We start from the raw sequence: 17,136 nt of genomic DNA on the forward strand, positions 1-17,136 counted from the left end.
GGAGCTATGACTAATATAAATTTTCTAGAGACAAGATTAGCGAGCAGATATGATGAAGATGGTTCAAAGGAAGAGAACAACACAGTATTTGCTGACATAATCATTGATTCGGTGTCCTTATATCAAAGGCTAAAAGAGTACGACTTTGTACCTGCGTTTGGTTGGGGGAATGATGAGCATCAAAAGCTTATATCATAGGTATCCAATATTGATTTGTCCGCAGTGCGGTGATTTGGAATGTGGTTATATTTCTGTAGCTATTGATAAAGAAGCAGATATTGTTGAGTGGAGCAATTTTTACTTAGAACATAATAATCAATTGCTTGATATAGGACCTTTTCACTTTGGATGGGACAACTACAAATCATCAATAGAAAAAGCTTATGACATTGGTCGATTACGCTAACGGGACACGATAGTTCAATAAAAACACGGAAGCAGCCGACCACAATAGTCGGCTGCTTCATTACGCTAACGGGCAGATTACGTTAGGTTTAGGGATCCTGTATACTGGACAAGAGAAATTGTCGTTGAAAGGAGTCTGCAGGTGGACGCAATCATCATAACGCCGCATGTCGGCATCGGTCCTTTTCGGCTGGGGATGTGCAGGGAAGAGTTGGGGCAGACTTTTCAGAATCTGGACCATTGGAGAGCTGATGATGGCATACCCGTTATTCCCAGCTATATCGAGATGCTGTTTATGCGCAAACATTTCGAATACGATGCCAATGGCCGGGTGATGTCGGCAGAAAATAAAGTATTAGACTGGGTGTCTTTATTCCACGCGGATTATCGATTGTAACACCGTAAGACTTCATGAAATAAGTTTTAGACTGACCTCAGAAATTGAAACAGCGACAGCCAAGGACCTGAAAATAAAGTCCTAGCTGTCGCTGTTTCATTGAAATGAGGGCTCCCTCAAAAAGTAATCAGAATCAGCTTCGAAGCATTACTTCACTTTTTGTGGATTTGCTCTTATGGATTCCGGTTTGAGAACGATGCTCCCAACTAGAAACGTTTGGCAACTTCCTTAGCATGTGCAATTGCTTTTTCTTTAATAGCTGGAGCTTGCTCTTGTGATTTTAATGCCGTTCCTTCAACAAAAATTGCCTCAATAGATTGAATCCCATAGAACTGTAAAACCTTATTCAGATAGCTGTATCCCATTTCAAGTGGAGCTAAAGGACCTTCCGAATAAACAGAACCACTAGCTTGAATGTGTAAGACTTTCTTACCGGTCAACAGACCTTCAGGGCCGTTTTCGGTATATTTAAAAGTCTTACCCGGAATTGAAGTCGCATCAGTGTATGCTTTCAAAACCGGTGGGATCGAGAAATTCCACATCGGGGAAACATATACGTACTTATCAGCAGCCACGAATTGATCAACAATCACCTCAAGACGAGCCACTTTTGACTTCTCAGCATCAGTCAGTTGATCGAAAGATGAACCCGACCGAAGCTTTTCCCAACCTCTTAAAACATCAGCATCAAATTGCGGAATATTCTCTTTGTACAGATTCAAATGAACAACTTCATCTCCCGGATTTGCCTCGCGATACGCTTCGATAAACTCTTTGCCTACCGCGAGGCTATACGATGATTGTGGATCGAGGGGGTGTGCGGTGATGTACAATACGGTTGCCATGAATCAAAACTTCCCTTCTGTAATCAGAATAATTATACTTCCAAGGATAATTATATTATATATACTTACTTATTTTAAGTAGGCACAATAATGTGGTATAGTATTAAAAAAGATACTGTAAGGGAGGCTGAAGTATGCGAAAGAACTCTGACCAATGTCAATTCGTTGTGGCGTTGGATTCGATCGTCGGCAAATGGAAGCCGATTATACTTTATCATTTGCTTCAAGGTAAACCTTTGCGGTTCAATGAGCTAAGAAGATTGCTGCCCGAAATCACTCAAAGGATGCTTACGCTCCAACTGCGTGAATTGGAAGAGGAAGAGATCGTAAAACGAGTCATTTATCCGCAAATCCCGCCGAAAGTGGAATACTCCATCACGGAATACGGCATGAGCCTGTCTCCGATTTTGGAAACCTTACATCAATGGGGAGCAACCCATGTTGAGCGAAAGCAGCTCAAAAAGGAGAAAAATGAACAAACAGAAACGGACTAGCGTTCGATATTACGCTAGTCCGTTTCATTCTGCTCCGTGTCACAATATAACGAAAGTGATTACGAGGCATGTCTGACACCGCGGTCTGCCAGAATATAAAGAAGATCGATCATACCCTGGCCAAGAGCTGGAAGAAAGACGATCTTCTTCATTTCATTTTGTTTCGTTCGAGAGTTCCAAAAGCAAACCCCCCAAAAAAATAGAAGCTTCGTCGACAGGCCGAAAGGTTTTCAGGCTTTCGATATTAGACTGATGATGCTTCATTAAGCTATCGGGCAGGATTGCTTCATCAATTGTCGAATCCTTTGTTCGAATATTTCTATTAATGGGGGGTTGGGTATGGAAATTAAGATACGAGAAGTTGTAGAAAGTGATTATACTGAAGTTGTTTTTTTATGGAACGATGTACTTGGAATTCGCAATGTTAATGATGAAAACTTTCGAATTACTATGGAAAAAATGAATACTGACGGGAATTATAAAACATTTGTTGCATTATTTGAAAATGATGTGGTTGGTTTTGTAACTATAGTTCAGGCATTATCCGTAGGGGTTCCGATTGGTTATTTTCATATTCAAGCTCTTGCTGTTAAAAAGGAATTTCAGCATGGTGGGATAGGTACAAAACTATTAAGACACACTGAAAATTATGCTAAAGAAATCGGAATATCAAGTATTATTTTATGTAGCGGATTCAAGCGAACCGACGCCCATGCTTTTTATGAGCATAATGGCTATGACAAAGATTCTTACTGCTTTGATAAGATTATTAACCTTGACTAACAAGCATTAATTAAACCAAGCTAATTTTGAATATGTGAGTAACCATTTTACATTAAACTAACGGGACACGATAGTTGAACAAACATGGAGTAGTTTGCTGCGGCAGCTGCTCCCTTTCTTTGTTAAGCTAACGGGCAGGATAGTTGAATAACACAAACAATAGGTACAACCCGTCATGGCCTTCAGGTACACAACATATTATTTACTGTACTTGACTGTAAGGGGGGCTCGGCGTGAGATTGCTGATTCTGCTTGTAGGTATAGTTTTACTTGCTCTGCTATGGACAAACCCAGATAGCTCGGATTTTGAAAAGTGGGTTTATAAGCACGAGCGTATCAATTTTCAAAAAAGTAGCCCTCTAGAGCCTGTTGCTTTTAGGAGCGCGAATTATCTTCTGTTCTCAATCCATGAATTATCGATCGTTAGGGAGCAGAATGAGTTTAGTACCGATTACGACACTTTTTACGCGGGAGTTGGAATCCTCGGAATGATATTCCCTACTTCCGCTCCCAGAATTGATGGAAAGCAGTCCCCTTTCTTTAAGGTCGGTTAATACTGAACTAACGGGTACGTTAGTTCAAGTGATCAGTTTATCAATTGATTACTAGATGAGATTGGATATGAGGTGATATCAAATGGAAAGATGTAAACAATGTCATCGCTCTGTTCAACCCGGTAGTAAGCATTGCGAAAAACATAAGGCAAGGAGAGGACTGCATCGGGTGAAATTCGTTGTGGAGTCAAGAACCGCGTTCGAACTGAACATGAGTCATCTCGTCTGCGAGAATTTAACAGACTGTCCTCTATACGGACTGGTTGAATATAAGGAGAATTGGCTCGATGCGGACCATATAATCGAAGTAATGGAGTTTGACGATAGCGCGACCTTGAAAGAGATTAATGATCCACGAACTCGGCTGCAACGGGAGGAAAGTTTCATCACTTCACGAATACCAAGTGTGGAATTTTAGAATATTCAAGTAAGTTCGCAGAATACAATGATTATAGAAACATTCGCATACACATAGTAGTAAGCCTAATATAATGAAAATTTAGGAGAAGTAATGAAGCTTGAATAAAAACATTAATATTTCATTTGGGTTGATAGGAAAAAAGAAGAGGCAGATTTGCCATCGCGAATTGTAACCCGAAAGATAGACACTTAGAAAAAGTGCCCATCTTTCGGGTTTTAATGGCGTTGCAGTCTTTTCTTGTTCCTTTTGCGGCCATCGCAGAATGTTCTTCGCATCCTGACGCGGCAACATTTGTTCAGCTACAAAAGGCTCCTTGTTCGCCCGTTGGGCTGGTAACGTCTTTGTGCCCAAAAAAACAGCCCTTAGCAAATCCCGATCTTTTCAAGTTGGGGGCTATTTGACGTTTACGGAGGAGCATGGCATTTATATCTACGGTTAAACTTGTCTAACGAATCGGGATCCCGCATTAGGTGCTGTGATCTGGCAACAACGAACTGACTATCATTGACAGAGTTTGCCTGTATACGGCATGAGCCGATTGGACATCTCCCAAGTGTCCACCCATGTAAAGGTGAATAACGCCGTGGAGCGAGGCCCAGACTATTCGTACAACGGATTCCGTGTCGTACTGGCCGGGAATCAGACCTTGCTCTTGCGCGTTGCTGATCAAGGTCAATAATTGCCGCATGGCTGTTACGGTGCCCTGCAGGCTTTCTTCGTCCGGTTTGAAATCTGCGAAGGCTCCTCCGAACATCAGCTTATAATAGCTGGAGTAACGCTGCCCAAATTGCCAAAAGGTTTCCCCTAGATTCAGCAAATGCTGCACCGGATCAGCAGCTTGCGGCGTCCCCTCGAATTCGTTAGCGAGAAGCTTACAACCTTCCAGATACAACTGCTGAGCCAAGCCCTCTTTATTGACAAATAAGCTATAAATGATTTTTGTCGAGCAATCCATTTTCTGCGCTACTTTACGCACCGTAACGGCTTCCGGTCCCTCTTCTTGCAAGAGACTGGCTGCAGCATCAACAACGAGTTTGCGGAGATTTTCAATATTCTGTAAGCGAGCCTCTTGATAGGTTTTCAACACTCGTGTGTTCTTATTAACGGAGTTATCCTGGTCGCTCATAATCATCACCTTCGGTTATCGTGTTTTCGTCAGGAAACAAAGTTTCTTAATTTCTTACAAAGAATTTTATACAGTGAATGGATAGTTGTCAATGAGTCACGTGATGTTCCAAAATCGTATTGACTTTCTAAAAAAGTGTAGTTACAATGAAATCAATCGGAAACGCTGTTACCAAATGACGAATGGCTCTTCATTTTCTTGGTAATTGAGGATTACTTTTGAGCATATGGTAACACTGTTTCTATATCATAACATAGTATCTAAAAGGAGAGTAAAACTATGACGTTTCAAGGAAAATGGGCACTCGTCACGGGAGCTTCTTCCGGTATTGGAGAGCAATTCGCGAGACAACTGGCCAAACAAGGCAGCCATTTGGTACTCGTAGCCCGATCGGAGAGCAAGCTTGTGAGCCTGGCATCAGAGCTCAAAAAGATGTATGGCATCAAAGCCGAGGTTATTTCTATGGATCTTTCGAAAGAAGGCGCGCCCAGCGAGTTATATCAGCAATGTCGACGTTTGAAAGTGGATATCGAGCTGTTGGTCAACAATGCAGGCTTTGCTACACATGGTTTTTTTGAACAAGTGTCAGGTGAGCGTCAACATGAAGAAGTTATGCTCAATGTCGCCGCTGTTGTAGATATGACCCACTTGTTCTTACCGGATATGTTGCGCAAAAACTCAGGTGCAGTTATCAATGTTGCTTCAACCGCCGGATTTCAGCCGCTTCCCTATATGGCTGTATATGGGGCGACGAAAGCTTTCGTCCTGTCGTTTACTCAAGCGTTATGGTGGGAAAACCGCGACCGAGGTATCAAATTCTTCGCACTTTGTCCCGGTTCGACGGATACCAGCTTCTTTAATGTTGTAGGAACGGAAGAAGCCTCTGTCGGAAAGAAAGATACGCCGGAGAGAGTCGTAGAGGTTGCACTTCGTGCGTTGAAGGAAGGGAAAATATACGTCGTTCCGGGTGCGCAGAATTATATCGGGGCGCAGTTATCGCGATTCATAACACGCAAGCAAGGTCTTCGACTTGTTGGAGGCATGCTTCGTCCACGCGGAGGATCCGGCAATAATAATAATTATAAGAATACAGGTAATCAATCTGATCTTGCTGGGAGGACAATACGATGAAAGCTATACAACTGACAAACGGCTTCGGCTTTGAGGAATTAAACTTAACGGAACTCGACATACCAACGCCAGGCCCCCATGAGGTGCTGATCCGCATGAGGGCAGCCTCTCTCAATTACCGGGATCTAGTGATCCTCAGCGGATTAATGCCGATTGAAATCAAATTCCCCATCATTCCATTATCAGACGGAGCGGGAGAAATTGTAGCCGTTGGCCAAGGAGTAACAAGGTTTCAGGTCGGACACCGAGTAGCGGGTAATTTGCAACAGCGATTTTTTGCCGGCAACCCAAGACCGGGGGTATTAGAAGACAGTCTGGGAGGTCCGTTGAACGGAGTAGCGGCGGAGTATGTCGTTCTACATGAAGACGGAATCGTCCATATTCCCGATCACCTCACTTGGGAGGAGGCCGCCACGTTGCCAATCGCGGCATTAACCGCATGGAGCATGCTAATCGAATACGGTGGTTTGCAAGCGGGGGATACCGTGCTGCTGCAAGGAACAGGCGGGGTTTCTATCTTCGGGCTTCAATTCGCTCTTATGGCTGGAGCACGAGCCATCATCACATCGAGCAGCAACGCCAAGTTAGAACAAGCAAAAGCTCTCGGCGCATGGAAAACGATCAACTATTCGGAAGTTCCCGATTGGGATAAGGCAGCGTTAGAGCTAACTGGCGGCGTCGATCACGTTCTGGATGTTGGAGGAGCGACTACGATGGTGAAATCCATAAACGCGCTTCGCATTGGAGGGACTTTGAGTATGGTCGGATTCTTATCGGGCTTGACTATTCCGGAATACGATGTCACGAGCATCTTGCAGAAAGCCGCTACGATTCGCGGCAGTCAAGTCGGCAACCGGGATCACTTTGAAAAGATGAATCGAGCGATTACCCATCATCGTTTACATCCCGTCATCGACCGAGTATTCCCTCTGGATCGAATTGGAGAAGCATTCGCGCTCTTGGCTGAAGGAAAGCAATATTTCGGTAAAATCGTAGTCCAAATTTAAGTCTTACTTAAAAGACACAGGAGGCACTCTAATGCCAAATACACAAGCTCGATCCGTTAAATCTACTGAAGGCGTGAATCGAATTAAGCGCTCACCACGTAAAATACGAAGATTAGGGCTATCGCTGCTTGCGGTGATCCTTCTTGGAGTCATCGTTTTCTTACTTGTTCCTTCACCCATAGAACCGGTAAAATGGTTGGCGCCGACGGCTCCCTCTTTTCAGAAAGCGGACCCTTGGAAACAGAACAATAAACTTAGCGCTGCTCAACTGGTCAGTGATGCCCCACAATTCCCGGAATTCATAACATTCGATAAAGCTGGCCAGCTATATACAGGAGATTCAGACGGGAAAATTTACAAGGTTCCTTTCGATGCGGAGGGCAATCCGCAAAAGGCCCAAGTGTTTGCAGACACCAAAGGAACGCCTAATGGGCTTAAATTCGATGCCAAAGGCGATTTGATCGTTACGGATATCAAGATGGGACTTCTGTCTATAAACCAATCCGGAAGCATAGAGGTATTGGCCAATCAAGTAAACGGTAAGCCGATCTATTTAGCTAATGAGCTTGATATTGCCCAGGACGGCTCCATTTATTTTTCCGATACCTCGAACTATGGACGTGTGACATTCAAAGAAATTGCCGAGAACAAGCCGCATGGACGCTTGCTGAAGTACGATCCAATGACCAAACAGACGACCGTCCTTTTAGAAGGCCTCTATTTTGCGAACGGGGTTGCCTTGTCTGCGGATGGAGATTACGTGCTTGTTGCGGAATCGTATCATTATCAGTTGACCAGATACTGGCTCAAGGGTCCAAAGAAGGGAACATCTGATATTTTTGCTGACAATCTTGCAGGGTTTCCAGACAACATTACGCGTGATGAGCAAGGTCATTTCTGGGTCGGGATCTTCACGACTCGCCTTTCTTTCGTAGATCAGATGCATCGCAGCCCGTGGTTGGCTGGTATCATGGCCAAAGTGCCAGAGTCCTTGCTTAGCGGCGCAAGCGCACCGGCGAAGCATGGGCTTGCAGCTGAGTTCGGCCCGCAGGGAGAGCTTATCGGAAGCTGGCATGATCCGGAAGGTTCGTTGTATGGCGTAACTACGGCTGCAAGCCATAACGGATATTTATACATAGGGACGGCACCAGGAGGTAGTAAGGGTGTTCATCGCGTGCTTTTAACAAAATAATGTTGGAATCTGGGAGGGGTCGAATCATAAAAAAATAGCAGCAATAGATTAATAAAGGGCGATATCCCTCCAAGGTTGTTCCATTTGATAATCAACTGTATTCTCATTTAAGTAAATTTCAATTTTTTGGGTTAGGTATCTAAAGTAATTATGAAAAGTGACTCTGTTTTAACGTACTGGTCGTTTGAGGCCATTTTATCTTTCACATGTATAGATAGAGTCCAATCTTTTAGATCTCATTTAATTGTTCTATAGTCGTAGCTAAGGTATTTTTTGGAGTAAATGAGGTAACGTATTTTCTTTGCTTGAACCTTATCCTCATTCATTTTCTTTAAGTAAATACCATTTTTTTTGATTTTATTTGCACCCATGTTTGTGGACTTGTTTCAAGATCAGATCGTTCAACATTCTTAGAAATTATTTGTTCATTTGAACATCCAAGCAATAGAAAGAAACAAATGAGATTCTTTTGCGGACAAGAGAAAGAGTACATCGAAACGATCCGTCGCGCAATATTGGAGGAGCGGAAGGTAAGATTCGGTTATTCGAAAAGTATGCCCGAAGTCGATGGGAATCGTCATAGTGTTCGTATTGCCGCACCTTATGGACTTGTGCTTGTTCAAGGATCATGGATGCTTATAGCGAATTGTGATCTACGGCAAGAAATTCATCAACATTGCGGATAAAGTGAAGGAATCAAACAACTTTTACATGGAAGCAGCAGAGGATCATCCGGATGGTTTGCTTGTAAACTTTCGCGTTCGTCAGCCCGAGGACTTACTGCATTGGCTGCTCGGCTGGGGAGCGGATGTCGTTGTGCTGGAGCCCGAAGCCTTCCGGAATCGAGTTCCGCGTTGAAGCTGAAAAAATGTTAAAACGCTACTGACATGCTGTTGTCAGTAGCGTTTTTATATACTCACATTAGATTATCATAAAGGAGCTGTTTGAAGAATATGAACACAATCGAAGCATTACAGCGGTGGTTCTTGCTCATCGAAATGCATGACCGACATCATCTTCTGCACATGGACCGTTTAAAAAAATGGGAAATAGTGTATGAAATATGATGAAGAAGGAAGAGATCGGAACGATGTCAACGAATGTAATAAGCCAGCAAAGCCGCTACTGGATTGGCGTTGTATCTTCTTCTCATGTGAAACGGGGTGTGCTGGGTGGATTCGCCCAGCTCTGCCATGGCAAGTCTGCACCTTTGCGTAGGATGTGTCCTAGTGATTGGCTGATATACTATTCTCCACAAACGGATATGTCGAAGGGGGACAAGCTCCAAGCATTTACCGCCATTGGACAGGTTGCGGATGACAGAGTCTACGAATATCAGATGTCCGAATCCTTTGTGCCATTCCGGCGGAATATACGCTATATTCCGTGTCGAGAAGTGAAGATTGCCGATTTAATGGACCAGCTTACCTTCACACGTGGGAATCGAAATTGGGGGTATACCTTTCGCTATGGTCATTTCGAGATCGGATTCGAAGATTTTCTGACGATTGCTGGCTCAATGCTTGGCGCTGCGGAGACATCCAACATATTTCCCAGCTCTCATAATTAAGTTGAGTTTACCACAAGTTCGTTACACTAACGGGGAACTATAGCTTAATAATCACGAGGACAGAACATGATTCCGTAAGGAAAGCAAGAGAATTCATTAAAGAAGGATATGGATTCGTTGTCGATCTGGATTTGGAGGAATTCTTTGACCGTGTTAACCATGATCGCCTCATGTTGAAGATTTCGGAGAAAGTGAAGGTTAAAAAAGTTCTCATGATTATCCGCATTCATAACCTAGAAGAAGAAGGCTTAGAATCCCTAATCCCAGATACCAATACGAATAATCAAATAAACCTCCAGATTTTTCTTATATAAGGATCTGGAGGTTATTTGTTTTTCGTTATTTTCCTGAAATACGTTTTGTGCGCAGCATTGCCTAGCATAGAAAAACAACTTCTTCAATACATTAAAACATTGGCTTATTATCGGATTGAACGAAGGCGGTGGACTTCGATTGACGAGTGACGGGAGTCATAAGGTCAAGTTTGATTCGCATACCCAGGCCGCCTTTCAGGCGCTTGTTGATGCCATTATTCCGCATACCTGCCCATATGCCGGTGCTTCGTCGACGATATATGCGCCTGGCGCAATATGTTTGAGAATTCAAGATTATGTGATTAGGGAACTGGATTTTTCCCAATTTATACCGGAAGATGCGGAGCCGAATATCATGCCTCTTTCGAAGTCAACGGCGATATTGCTTGATATCGGTGCAGCACAATATCTTAGCTTAAACCATATGATAGTTCCTAGCAGCGGGTTTTCGTATCCGTGCGAGGGTTTATTTTCTACGCTATCGCGAAGCGACAGACTACGTGCGGTCACTTTGCTGGACCACCTTGCAGTACCCCTTGAAAGTGTCCCGAAGCCCTATCAAAATAACCCTGCGCTTGTTCAGGTCATGATGTCTTCCATTAATCAGTTAACATTGTTCGGCTATTACTCGGAATGGTTCGGTTATGGAACGACCCGACTTTTACCGTCAAACCTTAAGAGAATCGAATGCTGCCCGCCTAGCTGGAAGCTGGTCGGTTACCCGGGACCCTCTTTCGGTTACCGCGACTTTCGCGGTTTCTTAATGCGTTTTCCTCATCAGAAAGGGAGGATCTGAATGGCAGATCAAGATGTCATCGTGATCGGTGCAGGCGGTGGAGGCGCAGTCATTGCCAAGGAGCTCGGAGAATTGGGGTTAAAGGTATTAGTCTTGGAAGCAGGTCCGTGGTACGGGAATAAACGATGGCCAGAACCGAACAGCAAAAGGGGAGCGGCTAGCAGTTCGAATCCCGAGGATTTGGACGTTGTTCTCTTTAAACAGCTCTATAACAAATTAGAGGATACAATGAACAACCTAATATCCGGTAGAGTCCGTTGGGGGCCAGCTGACAGCAGACGCGCACCGTGGAACCGGACACTTTCACAGAAAGGATTTATTTGGCAAAACTCAGGCGTGGGAGGGAGCACACAGCATTATCTTTCCCATTCCCCCCGGGCATTTCCACTGGCGGTTGACGATGTTTGGCCTATTTCTTATCGTGAGTTGATACCCTATTATGAGAAAGTTGAAGCTACGCTGCCTGTCGACTTTGCCCCGACAACGGCTAAGGAGGAGTTGTTTTATTATGGGGCCCAAAAAGCCGGCTGGCCTTTAATTGCGACGCTGGATGTAACGAGCCCCGGTTACCGTCCCCAGCCGAATGCCATACTTCCGCCCAATCGCCATTTGATGAATCCGAATTATTCGTTAGAGGAATTATCTTGGATGGAAGGGTGCACGTTAGCCGGGCATTGCATTAACGGTTGTCCGCATGGACCCTCGGTGGATAAGATGGCCAAGCGCTCCACTAATGTAAGCTATATCCCGCTAGCATTAAAAACAGGCAATGTTCGTATTAGGCCAAATGCGTACACTACTAAGATATTGACGGAAAAGAATCCTCAAGGCGATCTGCGCGCCATAGGCGTAAAGGTTCGGGATACCTGGACCGGGGAATCGGAAGACATCTATGCGAAAACCGTAGTCATGGCTGCCGGCTGCATTGAAAGTCCGCGACTCTGGCTAAATTCGGACTTGCCCAAAAACGAGTGGGTGGGGAAAGGGCTTGTTAATCATTATTTTGACTGGGTAACGGGAATCTTTGATGAAAAGATATTATATTCGATCCTGGGAACGCCGCATATTGATTCGTTTGCCGGTCATACATCAGGCGCAAGGCTGGACTATCCAGGGGTAGGCTGCATTCAGGTAACGGGCCTGAGCCCTGGTTTAACTGCCGTTTTTAGCTATGGGATCAGCGAGTCAGGCTATAATTTCCTGCAGCCTCCTGCACCGGATGCCCCTTGGAACGTGCAAGGACTTATCGTTGGTCAAGAGCTGACAGGATTAATGGAAGATTATCGAAACGCATTGCAAATAACCATTTATGCGGATGATGACGTGGACCAACGTAACGGGATTACCGTTGAATCGAATGTCGCGGATGAACATGGCCCCATTCCACGGGTCAGTTATATGCCAAGTCAACGGGCTCGAGAGAACCGGGATATATTAATGAAAATCGCTATCGATATATTAGAAAAAGCGGGAGCCCGTCAAATCAGCCGCGCCAATTGGCCGCAGGGTATGTTTATACATATGGAAAGCTCAATGAGAATGGGCTTTGTCATTGATACCGATTGCGAAGCTTATCAGGTCAAACGATTATTCATAGCCGATAACAGCGCTCATTTTAATGGATTAGGAGGAGCCAATCCTACGCTTACGACACAAGCCTTGGCCACGCGGACAGCGGAAAAAATAGTTAACAAATATTTCAGTTAATACGCCTGCATTGCATTTTCTTTGATGAATGAATGCATCAAAAGAGGGTATCTTATTTGTAAAGAATGAGAAATAAGAGGTGAAAGAATGAATTTGCTGGAGATCTTAAAGGATGCGATAAAGCCTTTTGTAGACGGGAAGAAGCCTCCTTTGCATGCAGGAGAAGTGATGAATCTATGGTTCTATTTGGCTGCTTCGGAGCAAACCATGCGGGGAGAACAAATATCCTTCAATATCGTTCAAGATGCAGAGCTCAAAGAAAATCTAAATGAAATCATTAACAATGTCCATGCCCCGATTATTAAGGAAATTACGGACTTTCTCAGAGAAGAAGGAGTATCACTTCCGCCGTCTACGCCGGACAAACCGATCGGTGATTTTCGAGAAATTCCGGAAGGCGCAAAATTAAACGACGAGGAAGTCTCGAATCTTTTGCAATTTAATCTGGTATTAGGCATAAATTATGCTTGCCGAGGATTGACGGAGGCCGTCAGACCGGATGTGGCGGCTATGTTTGCCAAATATCAGATCATGAAGGTCACGTCCTCTTTACCGTTAAAGGATTTAGCGATGAAAAAAGGTTGGTTTAAACAACCTCCATACTATCGGCCGGAGCATGTTTAAAGCAGGTAAAATCCTTAGCGTTGAAACCGCAAATGCTGCGGTTTTTTTATATGTCCGGATAACATCATTTTTTCATTTTCATCTGAATCGATCCGATTCCCAGCATAATTAACGGAATGAAGAGACAAATCGTCAATGCAAAAGGGATCCAAATTTTCGTGTCGAAATCCATCATATAAACAACATTCGGATAGACGACAAGCGAATACACAACCAAAATCATGCCGTAGGGTAACACAAGGGGGCGGTAATCTTTAAGCCCGAAAATTTGCGCAAGTCCCGCTACGAAATGATAGGAATAAAATGAAGTTTTAAAAAAAATGGTTAAAAACCACATGCCTGCCATTAGAATCTCTACCCGTTGAATAAAATTGCCAATATTTATTTTTTTGGCGAGAGCATAGCTGGGGTAAATATTTCTTTCACTGAAATCAGCGCCTAATATCGCAATACTCAGAAAAGTAATAATAATGACAAATATTCCGCCTAATAAACTCCCTATAAAAAATGCTTTTCCTCCTTCCTCCAGATGATTCACACAAACAGGAAATACCATAAGAAAAACAATGAGCGGAAGAGAAGCCGTACTGATATAAGATAACGAAGCCTTAAAGATCGGTTTTATGCCAATTTCGGTAATGGGCTGGATTTTTTGAATATCCATTTCAGGTATGAGGAAAAGCGTAGATACAACAAACAGCAATAAAAACCATGGGAATAAGATTTCGGCTGCCCGAGCGAGCACTTCAAGTCCGAGCCGCAATCCCATAAGCACAATCCCTGCAAATAATATGATAAAAGACTCGATCGGCGTTTCAGGCATAACCTGCGTCGTCATAAAATTTCCCATATAAAATAATACAGATGAAGCACCGATGAAAGAAAAAAAAACAAAAAGAAGAGAGACAAGCTTGCCTATCCATTTCCCGAATATTTTTTCCGTATATTCTATAAGCGTCATAGCAGGGAATTGCTTGCTGAGCAATATATATAGGCCCACAATGAATAAACCTAATAGCCAGCCTACTATGGCAGCAATCCAAGCATTTTGTTCCGCATCAGCGGCGAGACTCGACGGAATGACTAAAATAGTTGTGCCAATCGTATAAAACATGACAAGCACAGTAAATTGTCGTATTGAAATTTTAATATTGCCTGTCATTAACGCTTCACTCCAATCTTACTTTTTACGCAATTCATTGGTTATTTTCTTGCGGACCAATCCGACGCCAAGTATGAAAAGCGGCAGTAATAAACCAATCGTTAACGCATAAGGGGTCCATATTTTAGAATCGAAATCCATCATATAAGTCACATTCGGATAGACGACAAGCGAATAAACGACCAAAATCATGCCGTATGGCAAAACAAGGGGACGATAATCATTAACGCCAAAGATTTGCGCTAGACCCGTCAAGAAACTGTAGGAATATAATATTGTTTTAAAAAAAATGGTCAAAAACCACATCCCCGCTACTAAGATTTCCACCCTTTGAATAAAATTACCGACATTTATTTTTTTCGCTAAAGCGTAGCTGGGGTACATATTTCTTTCACTGAAATCTTCCCCTAATATCGAAATGCTCAAAAAGGTGATGATGACAACAAACACGCCCCCGAGAAGGGTCCCAATAAAAAAGGCTTTTCCTGCGTCCTTCGGATTGTTAATGAAAGCAGGAAATATCATCAAGAGAATCACTAGCGGAAGGGAAGCAATACTTGCAAATGTTAATGATCCTTTCATTATCGGTTGAATGCCGCCCTCGAATACCGGTTGTATTTTTTGAATTTCTATCTCAGGCAAAAGGAAAAGAGTAGTAACGAAGAACAACATAAGAAACCAAGGGAATAAAATTTCGGCGGCCCGGGCAATGACTTCAAGACCGAGACGCAGCCCCATGACGACAATGCCTGCGAAGAGAATCGAAAAGGACTCAATCGGCGTATCTGGCAAAACCTGCGTCGTCATGAAATTTCCCACGTAATACAATATAGAAGCAGCCCCAATAAACGAAAAGAAAATAAATAGGAAGGAGATGAGCTTGCCTAACCATTTCCCAAGCACTTTTTCGTTATATTCAATGAGCGTCATATTGGAAAGCTGCCGGCCTAACCATACAAACAATCCTACAATTAAAAATCCCAATGCCCATCCTAGAATCGCAGCTATCCAAGCATCCTGGTCAGCATCCGCAGCTAAGCTAGACGGAATCACTAATATGGTCGTTCCGACCGTATAGAACATGACAAGTATGGTTAATTGACGAACAGATATTTTAATATTGACGGTCATTTTTTTCACTCCAATATTACGTTAGGAAGCTGAATAACAAATTACTGAAAGGCTTAAAGATGATAAAGAGCAGGTCGAGCGGATTAAGGATAGGGAATTGAAGAGACTTCGCTATGCTTAACCCGGTTCCAAGCACGAGCAGGACAGAAAAGAGCCAAAGCTCCCTTTTTAATTTCGCTTTCAACAAAGGGGGAAATTCGATCATGGCGATGAAAGAGGCTGTTGCCAATATTCCCGTAATCATCCACATCCGATTATTCCTCCTTTTCTCTATGGAACGAATTGGATACTGTTCCGATACGCCTGATCTTTATATCTACCTTTACATTGATCTCCAAGCTTAAAAACTGTTCCTCCCAGTCCTGTTTTAAAGTTTTCCAAGCTGCAGGATTCGACCGGCGGATGGCTTCGCCAAATCCGAAAATATCAACCTTTAGTCTTTTCTGCGTCTTATGGATGGATTCCAGGATGATTGCCGTTACTTTTTTTTCTGCGCTTTTTTCGAGCATAACGATCGTTTCTCTTTTTGTAAGATCGATATCGCACTCCACCTCGCCCACGTTTTCTTCCGACTTTATTTCGATGTCAATTTGCGGTTTTCCATTTTTCACCTTGCCTTTCACATCCGTGTTTGACTTCATGACCTCCACGGCTATATTACCGCCCTCGGGACATGCTAGAGTCCCAACCGTGTTCCTTACTTTATCCCTGATATAGCTATAACCTTTGCTTTCTTTTTCGTTCAACCATCCGATTAATTTATCTTCTTTGAATACAGCTAAACCCGAATATCTTAATTTACCCGGGGGCTCTATGTATTCCACGTTTTCCTGGGACTGGCCCTTATTTACGTTAGACACTTTAACAGCCGTTAACACAGGGCTTTTCCCTTCACTGATAATGTCCGTAATGAGTTCATCCAAGGTGGTCGTCAAGGTTGGAGCCCATATCTTCTGAGATGTTTGAAGCGAAAGAAATAGTTTGTTTGACGGTATTTTCTCAACTGGGGTCAATACCTTCAACACATCCTTGGCAGACGAACCCTTCGCAATAACGATGAAAAAATCCGTTCGCACCTCATGGTCCCGGGAAAAATGATCGAGAGGTTTCTCAATTCCTTCCCTTGCCAAAGCCTCGCCAATCACGAGCACGCGAAGATGCGCCATATAAATGACCCTGGGACTGATGGTTGTCATTTTACGTATCGCTTCGAATATAGTGTCCCCGGTTGCTTCATAAACGGTTACCGGCGTACGGTTCCCGCTCGGTTTCGCCGACGCCACTTCTCCCGGATTGACTACTTGGGCAGAGACCCGGTATCCTTTCCCTTCTTTATCGATTCCGATCCCTACTGAAATCCCTAGCTCATTCAATTCCCGTCTATTCCAACATCCCGTTAACAGGTTAAGAAGCAGGAGGCAGCTGATGAAAAAAATCCCCTTGCGTATCACTATGCCAGCTCCTTTCTTGAGCTTAT

General features: G+C 43.6%; 19 protein-coding genes and 1 pseudogene. 13 read left to right on the forward strand and 7 right to left on the reverse strand.

Annotation, left to right across the window (positions count from 1 at the left end; all coding sequences use genetic code 11):
• Positions 1-169: 169 nt before the first annotated feature.
• Both HI950_RS36865 and HI950_RS32635 read left to right on the forward strand, forming a co-directional pair.
• Positions 170-406 (forward strand): hypothetical protein, encoded by a 237-nt coding sequence (locus tag HI950_RS36865; RefSeq protein WP_317618494.1) that lies wholly within the window; start codon positions 170-172, stop codon positions 404-406.
• A gap of 141 nt (positions 407-547) precedes the next feature.
• Positions 548-802: a hypothetical protein gene (locus HI950_RS32635; RefSeq protein ID WP_169090774.1), complete on the forward strand. Its 255-nt coding sequence runs from the start codon at positions 548-550 to the stop codon at positions 800-802.
• Between the two features lie 206 nt (positions 803-1,008).
• On the opposite strand, the gene HI950_RS32640 is transcribed toward HI950_RS32635, so the two are convergent.
• Positions 1,009-1,647, reverse strand: coding sequence for an FMN-dependent NADH-azoreductase (locus HI950_RS32640; protein ID WP_169090835.1), 639 nt, complete (start codon positions 1,645-1,647; stop codon positions 1,009-1,011).
• A 134-nt stretch (positions 1,648-1,781) separates the two neighbouring features.
• Between HI950_RS32640 and HI950_RS32645 the strand changes: the two genes are divergently transcribed.
• From HI950_RS32645 to HI950_RS32655, 3 genes are all read left to right on the forward strand, one after another.
• Positions 1,782-2,141, forward strand: coding sequence for a winged helix-turn-helix transcriptional regulator (locus HI950_RS32645; protein ID WP_169090833.1), 360 nt, complete (start codon positions 1,782-1,784; stop codon positions 2,139-2,141).
• Positions 2,142-2,480: 339 nt separating this feature from the next.
• Positions 2,481-2,924, forward strand: a complete 444-nt coding sequence (locus HI950_RS32650) for a GNAT family N-acetyltransferase (RefSeq protein WP_169090831.1) — start codon at positions 2,481-2,483, stop codon at positions 2,922-2,924.
• A 233-nt stretch (positions 2,925-3,157) separates the two neighbouring features.
• Positions 3,158-3,478, forward strand: a complete 321-nt coding sequence (locus HI950_RS32655; RefSeq protein ID WP_169090829.1) for a hypothetical protein — start codon at positions 3,158-3,160, stop codon at positions 3,476-3,478.
• Between the two features lie 499 nt (positions 3,479-3,977).
• Here the strand turns inward: HI950_RS32655 and HI950_RS32660 are convergent, their stop codons facing one another.
• Together HI950_RS32660 and HI950_RS32665 are read right to left on the reverse strand one after the other, a co-directional pair.
• Positions 3,978-4,250, reverse strand: a complete 273-nt coding sequence (locus HI950_RS32660) for a hypothetical protein (RefSeq protein WP_169090827.1) — start codon at positions 4,248-4,250, stop codon at positions 3,978-3,980.
• Positions 4,251-4,365: 115 nt separating this feature from the next.
• Positions 4,366-5,025 carry a TetR/AcrR family transcriptional regulator gene (locus HI950_RS32665; protein ID WP_169090825.1) on the reverse strand — a complete coding sequence of 220 codons (660 nt, stop codon included), beginning with the start codon at positions 5,023-5,025 and terminating at the stop codon, positions 4,366-4,368.
• A gap of 279 nt (positions 5,026-5,304) precedes the next feature.
• On the opposite strand from HI950_RS32665, the gene HI950_RS32670 reads away from it, so the two are divergent.
• The 8 genes and pseudogenes from HI950_RS32670 to HI950_RS32705 all read left to right on the forward strand — a co-directional run bounded on the left by HI950_RS32670 (position 5,305) and on the right by HI950_RS32705 (position 13,366).
• A complete protein-coding gene (locus HI950_RS32670; protein WP_169090823.1) occupies positions 5,305-6,156 on the forward strand; it encodes an SDR family NAD(P)-dependent oxidoreductase in 852 nt (283 codons plus the stop codon).
• The gene (locus tag HI950_RS32675) at positions 6,153-7,163 is read left to right on the forward strand and encodes a zinc-dependent alcohol dehydrogenase family protein (protein WP_169090821.1); all 1,011 of its coding nucleotides are present in this window, start codon (positions 6,153-6,155) and stop codon (positions 7,161-7,163) included. The genes HI950_RS32670 and HI950_RS32675 overlap by 4 nt, the downstream gene beginning before the upstream one ends.
• A gap of 31 nt (positions 7,164-7,194) precedes the next feature.
• Positions 7,195-8,355: an SMP-30/gluconolactonase/LRE family protein gene (locus HI950_RS32680; RefSeq protein ID WP_169090819.1), complete on the forward strand. Its 1,161-nt coding sequence runs from the start codon at positions 7,195-7,197 to the stop codon at positions 8,353-8,355.
• Between the two features lie 476 nt (positions 8,356-8,831).
• Positions 8,832-9,241, forward strand: a pseudogene (locus HI950_RS32685) (WYL domain-containing protein); the annotation flags it as partial.
• A gap of 204 nt (positions 9,242-9,445) precedes the next feature.
• Positions 9,446-9,925, forward strand: a complete 480-nt coding sequence (locus tag HI950_RS32690) for an EVE domain-containing protein (protein ID WP_169090817.1) — start codon at positions 9,446-9,448, stop codon at positions 9,923-9,925.
• A gap of 453 nt (positions 9,926-10,378) precedes the next feature.
• The gene (locus HI950_RS32695) at positions 10,379-11,035 is read left to right on the forward strand and encodes a hypothetical protein (protein WP_169090815.1); all 657 of its coding nucleotides are present in this window, start codon (positions 10,379-10,381) and stop codon (positions 11,033-11,035) included.
• On the forward strand, positions 11,036-12,742 hold the full coding sequence (locus tag HI950_RS32700) for a GMC family oxidoreductase N-terminal domain-containing protein (RefSeq protein ID WP_169090813.1): 1,707 nt from the start codon (positions 11,036-11,038) through the stop codon (positions 12,740-12,742). It begins immediately after the preceding gene.
• A gap of 87 nt (positions 12,743-12,829) precedes the next feature.
• Positions 12,830-13,366 (forward strand): DUF3231 family protein, encoded by a 537-nt coding sequence (locus HI950_RS32705; RefSeq protein WP_169090811.1) that lies wholly within the window; start codon positions 12,830-12,832, stop codon positions 13,364-13,366.
• 64 nt (positions 13,367-13,430) lie between these two features.
• Here HI950_RS32705 and HI950_RS32710 read toward each other — a convergent pair whose 3' ends face one another.
• Genes HI950_RS32710 through HI950_RS32725 form a run of 4 tightly spaced genes read right to left on the reverse strand, consistent with a single transcriptional unit; the run spans position 13,431 to position 17,110 of the window.
• Positions 13,431-14,528: a GerAB/ArcD/ProY family transporter gene (locus HI950_RS32710; RefSeq protein ID WP_169090809.1), complete on the reverse strand. Its 1,098-nt coding sequence runs from the start codon at positions 14,526-14,528 to the stop codon at positions 13,431-13,433.
• 18 nt (positions 14,529-14,546) lie between these two features.
• Positions 14,547-15,659: a GerAB/ArcD/ProY family transporter gene (locus HI950_RS32715; RefSeq protein ID WP_169090807.1), complete on the reverse strand. Its 1,113-nt coding sequence runs from the start codon at positions 15,657-15,659 to the stop codon at positions 14,547-14,549.
• Between the two features lie 16 nt (positions 15,660-15,675).
• Entirely contained in the window at positions 15,676-15,909 is a 234-nt protein-coding gene (locus HI950_RS32720) for a hypothetical protein (RefSeq protein ID WP_169090805.1), read from the reverse strand.
• Positions 15,910-15,913: 4 nt separating this feature from the next.
• Positions 15,914-17,110 carry a Ger(x)C family spore germination protein gene (locus HI950_RS32725; protein ID WP_317618495.1) on the reverse strand — a complete coding sequence of 399 codons (1,197 nt, stop codon included), beginning with the start codon at positions 17,108-17,110 and terminating at the stop codon, positions 15,914-15,916.
• Positions 17,111-17,136: the final 26 nt, after the last annotated feature.

Source organism: Paenibacillus sp. PL91, from assembly GCF_012935325.2.
Lineage (GTDB): Bacteria > Bacillota > Bacilli > Paenibacillales > Paenibacillaceae > Pristimantibacillus.

What these genes read in the sequence shown, in the direction of transcription:
- HI950_RS36865 (WP_317618494.1), top strand. Translation starts at nt 170, where the DNA reads ATGATGAGCATCAAAAGCTTATATCATAGGTATCCAATATTGATTTGT.
- HI950_RS32640 (WP_169090835.1), bottom strand. Translation starts at nt 1,647, where the DNA reads ATGGCAACCGTATTGTACATCACCGCACACCCCCTCGATCCACAATCA.
- HI950_RS32645 (WP_169090833.1), top strand. Translation starts at nt 1,782, where the DNA reads ATGCGAAAGAACTCTGACCAATGTCAATTCGTTGTGGCGTTGGATTCG.
- HI950_RS32650 (WP_169090831.1), top strand. Translation starts at nt 2,481, where the DNA reads ATGGAAATTAAGATACGAGAAGTTGTAGAAAGTGATTATACTGAAGTT.
- HI950_RS32665 (WP_169090825.1), bottom strand. Translation starts at nt 5,025, where the DNA reads ATGAGCGACCAGGATAACTCCGTTAATAAGAACACACGAGTGTTGAAA.
- HI950_RS32670 (WP_169090823.1), top strand. Translation starts at nt 5,305, where the DNA reads ATGACGTTTCAAGGAAAATGGGCACTCGTCACGGGAGCTTCTTCCGGT.
- HI950_RS32675 (WP_169090821.1), top strand. Translation starts at nt 6,153, where the DNA reads ATGAAAGCTATACAACTGACAAACGGCTTCGGCTTTGAGGAATTAAAC.
- HI950_RS32680 (WP_169090819.1), top strand. Translation starts at nt 7,195, where the DNA reads ATGCCAAATACACAAGCTCGATCCGTTAAATCTACTGAAGGCGTGAAT.
- HI950_RS32690 (WP_169090817.1), top strand. Translation starts at nt 9,446, where the DNA reads ATGTCAACGAATGTAATAAGCCAGCAAAGCCGCTACTGGATTGGCGTT.
- HI950_RS32700 (WP_169090813.1), top strand. Translation starts at nt 11,036, where the DNA reads ATGGCAGATCAAGATGTCATCGTGATCGGTGCAGGCGGTGGAGGCGCA.
- HI950_RS32705 (WP_169090811.1), top strand. Translation starts at nt 12,830, where the DNA reads ATGAATTTGCTGGAGATCTTAAAGGATGCGATAAAGCCTTTTGTAGAC.
- HI950_RS32710 (WP_169090809.1), bottom strand. Translation starts at nt 14,528, where the DNA reads ATGACAGGCAATATTAAAATTTCAATACGACAATTTACTGTGCTTGTC.
- HI950_RS32715 (WP_169090807.1), bottom strand. Translation starts at nt 15,659, where the DNA reads ATGACCGTCAATATTAAAATATCTGTTCGTCAATTAACCATACTTGTC.
- HI950_RS32720 (WP_169090805.1), bottom strand. Translation starts at nt 15,909, where the DNA reads ATGTGGATGATTACGGGAATATTGGCAACAGCCTCTTTCATCGCCATG.